This window comes from Rhodomicrobium udaipurense JA643, from assembly GCF_000636015.1.
Lineage (GTDB): Bacteria > Pseudomonadota > Alphaproteobacteria > Rhizobiales > Rhodomicrobiaceae > Rhodomicrobium > Rhodomicrobium udaipurense.
On the sequence record NZ_JFZJ01000108.1, the window covers coordinates 1 to 10,967 of the forward strand.

General features: G+C 63.4%; 8 protein-coding genes and 2 pseudogenes. 3 read left to right on the forward strand and 7 right to left on the reverse strand.

Annotated features, from left to right (window positions below):
- Window positions 1-1,363 (forward strand): Lcl C-terminal domain-containing protein (locus tag T281_RS13430; RefSeq protein WP_037240041.1); only part of this gene is annotated, 1,363 nt, incomplete at its 5' end.
- A 67-nt stretch (window positions 1,364-1,430) separates the two neighbouring features.
- Here the strand turns inward: T281_RS13430 and T281_RS13435 are convergent.
- From T281_RS13435 to T281_RS13445, 3 genes are read right to left on the reverse strand one after another with little or no spacing between them, the layout of a single operon-like run.
- Entirely contained in the window at window positions 1,431-1,988 is a 558-nt protein-coding gene (locus tag T281_RS13435) for a hypothetical protein (protein ID WP_037240044.1), read from the reverse strand.
- Window positions 1,985-2,554: a hypothetical protein gene (locus T281_RS13440; protein ID WP_155955252.1), complete on the reverse strand. Its 570-nt coding sequence runs from the start codon at window positions 2,552-2,554 to the stop codon at window positions 1,985-1,987. The genes T281_RS13435 and T281_RS13440 overlap by 4 nt, the downstream gene beginning before the upstream one ends.
- Complete coding sequence (locus tag T281_RS13445) at window positions 2,551-3,156, reverse strand: hypothetical protein (RefSeq protein ID WP_037240050.1); 606 nt, start codon at window positions 3,154-3,156, stop codon at window positions 2,551-2,553. Before T281_RS13445 ends, T281_RS13440 begins: the two co-directional genes overlap by 4 nt.
- Before the next feature lie 745 nt (window positions 3,157-3,901).
- Here T281_RS13445 and T281_RS13450 point away from each other — a divergent pair.
- The gene (locus T281_RS13450) at window positions 3,902-5,518 is read left to right on the forward strand and encodes a type IV secretory system conjugative DNA transfer family protein (RefSeq protein ID WP_037240053.1); all 1,617 of its coding nucleotides are present in this window, start codon (window positions 3,902-3,904) and stop codon (window positions 5,516-5,518) included.
- Between the two features lie 430 nt (window positions 5,519-5,948).
- On the opposite strand, the pseudogene mobQ reads toward T281_RS13450, so the two are convergent.
- From mobQ to T281_RS17905, 4 genes and pseudogenes are all read right to left on the reverse strand, one after another.
- A pseudogene (gene mobQ, locus T281_RS19585) lies at window positions 5,949-6,545 on the reverse strand (MobQ family relaxase); the annotation flags it as partial.
- A gap of 279 nt (window positions 6,546-6,824) precedes the next feature.
- Window positions 6,825-7,352 carry a hypothetical protein gene (locus T281_RS13460; RefSeq protein WP_037240070.1) on the reverse strand — a complete coding sequence of 176 codons (528 nt, stop codon included), beginning with the start codon at window positions 7,350-7,352 and terminating at the stop codon, window positions 6,825-6,827.
- A 46-nt stretch (window positions 7,353-7,398) separates the two neighbouring features.
- A complete protein-coding gene (locus tag T281_RS13465) occupies window positions 7,399-8,571 on the reverse strand; it encodes a Fic family protein (RefSeq protein WP_052037487.1) in 1,173 nt (390 codons plus the stop codon).
- 109 nt (window positions 8,572-8,680) lie between these two features.
- Window positions 8,681-10,228 (reverse strand): MobA/MobL family protein, encoded by a 1,548-nt coding sequence (locus tag T281_RS17905; protein ID WP_052037488.1) that lies wholly within the window; start codon window positions 10,226-10,228, stop codon window positions 8,681-8,683.
- 475 nt (window positions 10,229-10,703) lie between these two features.
- On the opposite strand from T281_RS17905, the pseudogene T281_RS13475 reads away from it, so the two are divergent.
- Window positions 10,704-10,967, forward strand: a pseudogene (locus T281_RS13475) (hypothetical protein); the annotation flags it as partial.

The following is a 10,967-nucleotide window of genomic DNA, read 5'->3' on the forward strand; positions in this document are numbered from 1 at the left end:
CGCTCTAGAAGTTAACGGCACCATCAGCGCAACGGCAGCGGTCATTCCATCGCTGGGCGCGGGGAACATCAATGCCAGTGGGAACATTACCGCCACCACCGCCTCCTTCGCCGGAGAAATCCGTATTTCCAGCACGGGCGTTACCTGCGATGCCAGCCGCGCGGGCACCCTGCGCTATTCCGGCACCTCGCTGGGGTACTGCGACGGCAATGCCTGGCAGGCCGTGTTCAGCCAAACCCCCACCCCCAACGCCTTCAGCTTTGCCGACCAGACCGGTGTGGCGGTCAATTCCACCATCTCCAGCAATGCGGTGACATTGAGCGGGTTCGTGGGGTCGCAAACCGCCACCTGCACAAACTGCACGGCGATTGCACGTAACGGCTCTTGGGGCGGCACCACCGTGGCCGGGTTCACCGCCGGGGATACGATTGCCATCCGGGTCACATCCAGCCCCAATAACGCAACCGCCGTCACAGCTGTCGCGCATGTGGGCGGCAAGGATTCCGGGACATGGATGGTGACGACCGCCTCGCTGACCGGCCCCAATGCCTTCAGCTTCACGGATGTGACCGGTGCCACCATTCAGGTCACGTATTCCAGCAATGCCGTAGCGCTCTCCGGGTTTACAGGCACACTCACCGCCACCTGCAACACCTGCACCGGCATTGCGCGCAACGGGGTGTGGGGGATCTCGCCCTATGCTGGCTTCACCAGCGGAGATACCATCGCCATCCGGCAGACATCCTCCGCAGGGGCGGGCAACACGGTAGCCACGCAGGTAACCGTCGGTGCCACCACCTCCTCCAACTGGAGTGTCACCACTGCATCAGCATGCTCGGCCGGTATTACCGTCGGAGGCACCTGCCCGGATGGCACGATTTACGCCGGAACTTCGCCTGATGGCATCGTGCCGATGTACACGACGCCGTGCGATGCGGGGATGACGCTCTCCGGCGGTATCTGCACGGGCAGCCGCCTGACGAAGACATGGAACAACGGCACCTCCAACTGGAAGGTGACCGGCTTTACTTCAATGGTCACAGGGCGCGCCAACACACTGGGGTTGGCAGCGCTGGATGATTCGGGGGATGCTTACCCGGCGTCTCCCTACAAGGCGGCAGTGTACTGTAACGGGCTGAGCACCGGCGGGCATACCGACTGGTACCTGCCGAGCACGAACGAACTGAACATTCTGTATACCAACCGCGTAGCCATCGGTGGCTTTGAGACAACGAACGGGGACTGGTACTGGTCGTCCACGGAGGTCACTAGCGACGTCGTGTGGATCCAGCGCTTTACCGACGGCAACCAGAATTACAACGGTAAGAGCGGTAGCAACGGAGTCCGTTGCGTGCGGAGATGATTAATGATTTAGTTATTCAATTATTTAAACCATTATCGCGAGCGAGTGCGCTGAGGCGCCAGCGTGTTCAATATCCCGCAGTCAACCGTGCCACTGCTTCGTGTGCTCCCCCGAAATCTCTGGCCGTGCGCCCACTGAAACAATACGCCACCGCCTCCCGCCCTCGCTCAACCCGCGCAGAGACCTCGGTCTCCACCCCAACCTCCAGCAGCGCATAAAGCACCCCGTCGACATAGGCCTGCCGGAGCCCGGCATCCATCAGGCCCCATGCAGACGGCGACGGCAGCACCGGGCAACGCCGCAGGATGCTCCGCAAACGCTCTTCCGCCATCACGACGGGTGGAAGCCCGGAGCGGTCCCCAAAAAGCACCGCAAGCCGCCCCGGCGCCTTCTCAAGTCGTTCCAGAACCATCGCCCGCCAGTGAACCTCCTGCTCCTCGCGCGTCCGGTAGCAATGCCGCGTCGCCCGCATGAAAGCATCAAGCGACGGCTCCAACGCTTCCCGGAACGGTCCCTCCCCCGAAGCCCAATGCCGGTAAAGCTGAAGACACACCGACTGCGTCATGCCGGTGATGAACGCCTCCTTCGGGCGATAGAGGATCGTCCGGGCCTGCCGCCGCTTCACCTTCCGCGCCCGGATCTGCTGGAACGGTGCTCGGGTTTTTGGGGCAGAAGCGGCCGCGCGGCGGCGGCCATCTCCTGCACGAGCCCGGAGACCCCGATGGTGAACCGCCCAGCCTCCAGCGCCGCCGCAAATTCCTGCGCCGCCTCCGAAAGCTTCACCGGCAGCGGCTCATCCCCCAGCGCCCCGGAATAGGTGACCGCAATCTCCCGCGCGCGCAAAACGGCAAGATCGGCCCCATGCAACTCCTGCCGGAGAGAGCAAGTCCAGCCGAACGGACGCCCGTCCTCATCCTGTCGCGCGGTCTGGTCGAGCATCGTATGGCTGAGGAGAAGCAGACTGTCGCGGGTTCGCTTAACGAATACATGGAGGGAGAGCATCCGCCCCGTCCACGACGCGGGCGGCGCGGCCCTGCCATTCACCGTTACCCCAACACCGGGCAACTGCCGCACCAGCGCCGCCGACAGGGCCGTGGTTTCATCCAGAACCGACCGGCGCAATCGCACCCGGAACTGCTCCAGCTCCGCCATTGCCCGCTCGGTGAGATAGCGGGCGGTGCCGTCAGTCAACGCTCGTCCCTACCCTCGTCACCCGAGCGGCGGCGGCCCTTGCGACCGGTTTCGGCGGATGCCTGATCGGGAGCCTGCTCGTCGAGCCCATCCGTCCGGCCCGGTATGGGGTAACTCGTGCTGCCGGTCAGCAAAGGGTTCTGGTAGCGATCCGTCCGAAGCCAGACCGACAGCGCCACCCCCGGCGTGCCGTCGCCGGGATTCAACCGCCCCCAGAAATCAGGCCGCTTCGCCCGCTTTTCCGCCTCTTCGGGCGTGTCGGTCGCTTGCGGTTCCTTGAAGCCGTTATGAAACAGGATGACCTGACGCGGCCCAAGCTCCAGGTTCGGCGCGACCTCAAGCACTTCCCCGGTTGCGGTCTGGTGCTGGTCGGCCAGCCGCTCGATCTGCGCAAGCGCGTTCCCGTCGATGGGAAGCCCGTTGATGGACCCTGCAAAATAGGCCCGCCCCCGGGAGTCCCGGTGCGTCCAGAGCACGAGCCGGTGCTCATGCTCGCGTCCGGGAACGCCGAGACGGCCGGTAAAATCAGGATCCTTCGATCCCATCTCCTTGCCCCGGTTGAGACCGGCAATGAAATTGCCGCGTGCTGGCGCTTCGCTCATTGTTTTTGCTCTCCTTTTTGTAAAGAAGACTGCCAAGAGCACGCGCGCGGGGCAACGATGCTGCCCAACAAGAAAGCGGCGTCGTCAGGCGCCTGCGAAGAAACAACACGTTATCTGCGCCGCCTCCGGCGCGCATTTCCGCGAATCATCATACAATCAACAGTATGAGCGGACACGACACCTCACCAATCTGGCGCTTTTTCACGCGGGGACCGGGGCTGTTCTATACGTGGCCTTTCCTGCCGCTGTTCAAATACCTCCCGATCCTGTTCGGTTCAACGCCGCCCGAACCCCGCCCGACGAAGATCGAGCGGAAGGAAAAGCCGCCTCGCGCCAAACCCCGCCGCCTGCTCAAGCTCTGGAAGCTTCTGCGCCGTGTCAGACATCTGAGGATTGCGGGGCTAACCAGAACACAAAACCGCTCAAGGAGACATCAGCTCAAGACGCTGCGGAAGGGCCGCCGACCTCCGACCAAGGCACCGGCTCATATAAAGAAAGTCCCCGAGGCGCCCAAGATGACGCGGGAGGAGTTCGACGCCTGGCGCCGCTCCCACCGTGCTGAACCCCGCCCCTGGGAGCGATCCCGGGAGCAGTCCCGAAGCAGGTAAGACACCTTCACATGATTGCATGTGGACATGTCGGCATGCGTACGCCCACACAGCCACACATGCCGACCGGGATATTCCTGCCAAGACGATAGGCGTCCGATTTGACCTTTACTTTATCGCCTTAGCACACTGCTCCGGTGGTGTGGTGGATCTTCCGGCAGTGGCTCAGGCTTCTTCAGGGGGCCTTCCGCGTCGCGTTTCTGGCGTCGCGCTTCCTTCTCAAGATCCTCCTGCGCCATATCCGGGGCTCTCCCACCACCTTCGGTTCGGCACGGTTCGCGACCAGGCGTGATCTCCGCCGCGCCGGGAACCTGAAGGGCTCGGGGCTCATCCTCGCCAAGTCCGGTCGGAAGCTCCTGCGCTACAACCAGCCGGAAGGCTCTGTCATCGTCTTCGCGCCACAAGGCGCGGGCAAGGGCGTCGGCATCGTCGTGCCGAACCTGCTGGATTACCGGGGCAGCGTCGTCTGCACCGATCCCAAGGGGGAGAACTACGCCGTCACGGCGCGCCGCCGCAGCGAATTCGGCCCCGTCTGGCGGCTGAACCTTGCCGACCCCGCCGCCTCCCACAGCTTCAACCCGCTCGACATCATCGTCCCCGGCTCCGCCACCGCGCTCGACGATGCCAAGGTGCTCGCGGACCTGATGCTGCCGCACGACAAGCGCGAGGAAGGCCACTGGCGGCGCCGCGCGCATGATGTCCTCACCGGCTTCGTGCTTTATGTCGCCGAGACTTACCAGAAAGCGCCGCCGCTCAGGACGCTCGCCGAGCTCCACCGCATGCTTTGTGCCCCAAGGGCCGTGCTCGAAGCAACGCTCCAGACCATGCAAGGGTCGCCCACGCCCAAGGTCCGTGAGGTCGCCGGACACCTGCTCCGTACCCTCGACGTCGAGGAGACCTCAAACATCCTCTCCAACATCCTCAAAGGCACCGAGCCGTGGAGTGCGGGCGGCGCAGCCGCCGCCGTGTCCAGCTGGTCGGATTTCGATCTCAAAAGCCTCTACAGCTCGCCCCAGAGCCTTTACCTCATCGTCCCCGAGGAGTTGCTCTCGGTGTATGCGGGTTTCCTGCGGGTCATGGTCGGGCTGTCCATGAACGGGGTGTTCCGCGCGGGACGCGTCTCCCTGCCCCCGGCGCACCGGCCGCTGTTCCTCCTCGATGAATGTGCGGCGCTCGGCTACCTCGAACCTCTGGAGAAAGGCATGGGCTACCTGCGGGCCTACGGCCGCGCCATCCTGATCTTTCAGGACGTCCACCAGCTCGAAAGCACCTATTCCCGCGCGAAGTCCATCATCGCGAACTCAGCCGTGCAGGTCGCATTCGCGGTCAATGACGCGGCAACCGCCAGAATGCTTTCCGAACAGCTCGGGCAGACCACCGTCACCAGTCGTTCCCTCGGCATCAGCCAGGCTTCCGACGCTGTCGTCCGGCATCATGCACAGGCGGGGTTCGCGGAAGCCGGACGACCCCTTCTCGACCCCTCGGAAATCCTCCGCCTGCCCCGGAACGACGTGCTGGTGTTCATGACCGGCAGTTCCCGCTCGCCGGTCAGGGCACAACGACTGGTCTATTTTAACGAGAGCTGTTTCAATGGCCTTTGGGATCGCTGGCGCGGCGGCGGCGCGCCCGGCCAGCCAGCCGCTTCTTCGCTTCACGGCGGCGGTGCTCAGCCACCCGCTTCGCAAACCGCCGCTCCACCTCAAGCCGCTGCGCCTCCTCCAGCGTCGCCCAGGCGGCAAGCCGCGCGGCCTTGAGCTGTGCGGTTGTCAGGAGCCCCAGCCTGTGCAGGCAATGGGCAAAGGACAATCGGTCAAATGCCTTCCTGCGCTCGGTGATCCTGTCCCGTTGTGCGCGCTCTTCCTCGGACATCTTTCGCGCCGCCATGCGCTCCCAGCGCAGCTTCCTCTGTTCAAGCCGGGCCACGCGATAGCGAAACCACGCGGAATAGGCCTGCGCCTTGCGGGCATTCGTCCTTAGAATCTGCCGGTTCCGTTCAATCCGTGAGGCGCGCTCCGGGTTTTCGTCGGGTCTTCGCTTCCGCATCGGCCGCTGCTTGGGGACGTACGCAACCCCCCGCCGATGGCGCGCCACTGCTTCGGGTCCGACGGCAATCTGCGGCAGCCGATCCAACGATCGCGCGGCGTTCTCGTCCCCGCGCCGCAGGGCGTCGTCCCGCTGGTCCAGCAGGGCGCGATGATCAATCCGCGCGTCATGGCCTGCCAGCTCCAACGCCCGATTGGCATGGAATGCCCACTGTTGGCGCCAGCGCATGAGAAGGGCATCGCTGTTCCATGCGCGGGTTTTCACGCGGGCAAGCCCGTTCCCGTGCGCTGCCCGCAAGGTCAGCAGCACGTGGGCGTGAAAATGCCGGGCATCGCTTTCCCCCGGAAGGGGATCATGGAGGGCAAGATCGGCAACCATCCCGCGCGCCACAAACTCTTCCATCACGAACCCCCGGATCAGCGCCAGCCGCTGTTCGGGCGTCAGTTCATGTGGCAGGGAGATGTTGAATTCACGGGCGAGCTGGGCATCACGGCGCTTCTCAAGCTTCTCGGCATGGTTCCAGAGGGTCTCGCGGTTGCCAAGCCAGCTCGCTGCCCCCTCGGGCAGGAGGATTTCCTGATGCACCACCCCCTGCTTGGCGCGGTAGTCAAAAACGATCCCCTGACGCCGGTCCTCCAGACGTTCGGCCGCCCTGTAGGCCGCAACGGCGACAACCGATCTGCGACGACCGTCGTTGTTACGCGAAATGATCTGCGCCTCGAAGTGATAGACGGCCACAGGGATGGCTTCGTTGCGGGTTGAGCGGCGGGCCGCCCGTGTTCCGGGCGCACCTATGTCGCAAAGCGATGTATAAGTGCACCGTTGTTCCCTTTCACTTGTACCCCTCAAAAGACCGTATCCCCTGTGTCACACCTGCAAACCGGAGTGCGGCGGGAACCGGCAGAAAAGGTGATGGACACAGTTGTCCATCCATTTTGAACTGGTAGGATGAAGTTACGGTACAGCCGGGGACGGCGATGACCGTGACAGTGATGGGCGCCCTCGGGCGCCTTCCGTTTACCGGCTGCGCGTTTGCTCGCGTGTCGGCGCCGGACTTGGCTCGGCGGGGGCAATCCCCTTCTCGTTCCGCAACCTTTCCGTCGCCGAAAGTTGGCGTTCGAGCGCAGCCTTGTCTAAGGGCACGGCTTCCGGAACCTCGCCCCGCAACGCAAACTCGCGCCCCTGAATGTTGATGACGCGCCCGCCCTCACGTTGCAGCAGCCCTTCACGGCGATGGGTCAGCTCATCAAGGCGGTCCAAACTCTCGCTGGCGCGGCTGACCTTGCCCATGATTTCAGCGCAGCGCTCCTCCCAATCGCCGGAGATTCCGTCGCGTAGCTCTCCAAAATCGCCGGGTCGCTCGCGCAGAAGCTCTGCTGCGTGTTCAAGGCCGAACTCGTCGGTGAGGGAGAGGAGCGTGTCGGCTGCGTCTACCCCGCTCACAAAGTCACGTGCGAGCATGTCCTCAAGGCCTTCGCGCTCGGCGCCGAAGGTCTTGCGGGCCGCGTCAATGCCTTCCTGAAGCCGGGCCACTTCCTCGCTCATGCGCCAAGCTTAGCCGGGCGGGGCGATTCGGGCAACCAAGCGGGGATTATCGGGCCAGCGGTTCTGTGCCCTCAGTCAGAATGCGCATGTAATCTGAGTAGGCGAAAAGGCGGCGACGCCGCTTGCCGGTCGTTTCTTTTACGATGCCGAGGGTTTCCAGATGCTCGATGGACTTCAGGACGGTTGGCAAAGACATCGAGAGCTGGCGCGCTGTTTCAGGGGCCGAGATTATCGGAGAGCGTTGAAGGAGGTCGTGCACGCGCAAGGCAGATGCCGCCGGTCGCCCCAAACCGGATATTTTTTGACGGTCCGTATCGAACAAGCTCAGGAGGCGACGAGCAGTATCAACGGCCTGAGCAGAGGTATCTATCACGCCTTCAAGAAAAAACTCGACCCAACGTTCCCAATCGCCGCTGTCGCGAACGGCCTGGAGGAGTTCGTAGTAAAGCTGGCGATGGCGCTTGAAATAGAGGCTGAGGTACAAGGTCGGCTCACGCAAGGCTCCTTCCGAACAAAGCAATAGTGTGATCAGCAGCCTCCCAAGGCGTCCGTTTCCGTCCAGGAACGGGTGAATCGTCTCGAACTGGACGTGGGCAAGTGCGGCCCTTATGAGCGGCGGGTGTGTTTTGGTGTCGTGCAGGTAGAGTTCGAAATCGCTCAGGCATTTCATCAGCTCGTCGGGGGGTGGAGGCACAAATAACGCATTCCCCGGACGCGTGCCTCCAATCCAGTTCTGGCTCTTGCGAAACTCACCGGGGTTCTTGCCGGAGCCGCGGCCCTTGGCCAGCAGCACTTCATGGATTTCTCGGATAAGCCGTAAGGAGAGAGGGAAGCCGTCTTTTAGACGCTCAAGGCCATGCGTCATGGCGGCGACGTAGTTGGAAACCTCCTGTACGTCGTCCAGCTCGATCATCGGCAGCTCGTCAAACTCAAACAGCAGCAGATCAGAAAGGGAAGACTGCGTCCCCTCGATTTGCGAGGACAGTATGGCTTCCTTCCGGATGTACATGAAAATGAACAGCGGCGGCGCCGGGAGAATGGATGTGATCCCATCCAGCCTGCCAAGAGCTTGATTTGCGCGCTCGATGAGCCTCAATAAGCGCTGCAAATCCAGAGGCGGCTCCGGCGGCAGGGGCTTTGGGATGTAGGCGCGCACGGCCTCGCCGCCTGCGACGCTTGTTTTGATGGTCCCAATGCGAGCTGAATGGACGGCGGCCATGTTTAACTAAAGGAAGTTTGACTTACGGTTTTCATAAATAAACGATACGGCCGATTCCTTTATTTAGCGAGTACCGTGCCGAGAAATTGTGCACTGAGGTTTGGGAGTTTCATCGCTCCCGGTCGCGGTTGCGGTGCGGCATAGGCGTCGCCTGCGCCCCCTGTAGCCCCTTGGCCTGCCTTAGCCGCTCCGTCATCGACATGGGGCGCGGCGGTTCCGAAACAGGTTCGGACGCCTGTCGTCTGGCCTCCTCCTCTTTCATTTTCTGAAGCCGCGCAGAGAGTGAGAATTCATCAGCCCGCGCAGGCGCCTCAACCGGCGGCCGTGGTCGTTCCACCACGGGCGGAACTGTGCGGGGTGGCTCAGATGCTCGGGCAGCAGCGGAGCGCTCCCGCTCTTCTGCTTTGATTTTCAATACGCGCGGATTAGGCGACAGGCCCTCCGCCCGGCTCGGCTGATGGTAAACCGGGTCCTGACGCGGGGTAGGAGGCTTCGGCACTATTGGTGACATCGGACGCGGTGGCTCCGAAGCAGGTGTCGTCGCTTGGCGTCTTGCCTCCACCTCTCGAAGGAGCCGAGCCGCGAGTGGCATTCCCTCAGTACCTTCAGGCGTCTCAACGGGCGGCCGTCCCTTTTCCGGGACAGGAGCGGCTGTGCGGGGTGGCTCAACGGCGGGGGCAACAGCAGACCGCTTCTGTTCCTGTTGTTCGAGCAGAAGACGCGCCAAGGACGATATCTCCTCCGCCCGCATAGGCTCCGGCGTACTGGAAACAGCGGAGCGCGGCGCCGCTTGCACCACAATAGGCGGATGAGCCCAAACCGGCACGCGCTCGCGCGGCGACTCCCCAACCCGCACCTTCGGCCGGTCTTCGAATGTGGTACGGATGGTTGGCCGCAGCGCGGCGTTGTACTCCATCCGGGTGCGCCCCCGGTCGATTTCCGGATAGCGGACCAGCCGCGTCGGCGGCACGCCGCGACGGCGAACCGCCCGGTTACGGTAGACCCGCTCCCGCGACTCCGGCCGGAACCCGCGCTCGTGCATCGCCCGAATGTTCGGCCCCTCATGCACCTGTGCAAAGCGGGGAACTCCCTGGTCGACCAGACTGCGCCGATCAATGCGCTCCTTACGCCCGGCATCCTTCAAAGCCTGGTTGGCGCTCTGTTCCCACATCGCGCGAATGCCCCGCAAGGTTGTGGGAGCGCTTAGACCCTTCGCCGCCCGCTCTCTCGCCTCCTTCGCTCCAGCTGAAAACATCACAACCCGCTGACGAGTGTGGATGTCGCGGTCGCGCACCAGCAAGTGGCAATGCGGGTTGTTCCGGTCCTTCCCCTTCGCATGGATGGACGCAAACCAGGAGGCCCGCCCCTGCGTCAGCTTTTCGGCGAAGGACCAGACCAGGGTTATCTGCTGCTGAAGCGTGAGCTCACGGGGCAGGGCAATCACCAGCTTGTCCGCAACCCTGGCGTTCACCCGGTCGGCCTTCTCCTCGGCCCTCATCCAGCGCATCGCGCTCACTTTTCCCTCGGGCATCCGCTCGGCCATCGTGTGACTGGCGGCCTCCTTGCGGGCGATATAGCCAAGGTGCGCCGCCGCCGTGAACGGTTGGCGCTGGGTGGTCTTGCCGATTGGCGTCAATCTCAAGCTGTAGATGGCCATCGCAGCTCAGCGCGCTCCCAGCGGCACCCTCCCTGCAAACAAGCCACAGCTATGCTGTGCATAAGTCACAGCGCAGAAATGCACTCCGCCACGAATCCCAGCATCCTGAGCCGTGAGATTGAAGGTCCTTGTTTTGACTGGCGCGGAATTCATGATTGCTGCCACCAGAGGAAAATCGGGAGGCAACGGAAGCGCACGGGTTTGAGGCCCGAAGGCCCAAACCCATAAGTGCGCTCTGAGCCTGACGACGAGTTTACAAGTATTTGATTCTACAGGCAAGGCTGAAGCTCACGGCGCTCGCCGCAAGGTGGCGGCGCGTGAGCGAGGCATAGAGGGCAGGCGCGACCGCCCCCTCGTCGGCAGGCGGCCGACTTGCTCCTCTCGATGAGGGCAAGACGGCCGGAGGGGGTCCGGGGGAGGCAAGGATGCAACACAGCCCCTCCCCCGCCGCCGCGCGCCCATGCAGAGGGGCGGCATGGCATTTTTGGTATTTTTTGGGTTCATCATTGCGATTAGCTGGTGGCTGGAGACCAAGCGCAAGCGGCGCGAGGCGCGCCAGCGCACGGCCGTCGAGCTTGAGCATGGCCGGAGAGAAGGACTCCCGTCGCCGGGCACGGCCATCGGCCGCAAGGCGCGGGAGATAGCTGAAGCTCAGGAGCAAAAACTGCGCGAGCCTCCGCCCGTACACGGCACTGCCCGTTGGGGTTGCGTCGATGATGTGGCCGCCCTGATTGCATCA

Coding starts and splice junctions, on each gene's coding strand:
- T281_RS13445 (WP_037240050.1), bottom strand. CDS start 3,156: ATGAGCGAAGCGCCAGCACGCGGCAATTTCATTGCCGGTCTCAACCGG.
- T281_RS13460 (WP_037240070.1), bottom strand. CDS start 7,352: ATGAGCGAGGAAGTGGCCCGGCTTCAGGAAGGCATTGACGCGGCCCGC.
- T281_RS13465 (WP_052037487.1), bottom strand. CDS start 8,571: ATGGCCGCCGTCCATTCAGCTCGCATTGGGACCATCAAAACAAGCGTC.
- T281_RS17905 (WP_052037488.1), bottom strand. CDS start 10,228: ATGGCCATCTACAGCTTGAGATTGACGCCAATCGGCAAGACCACCCAG.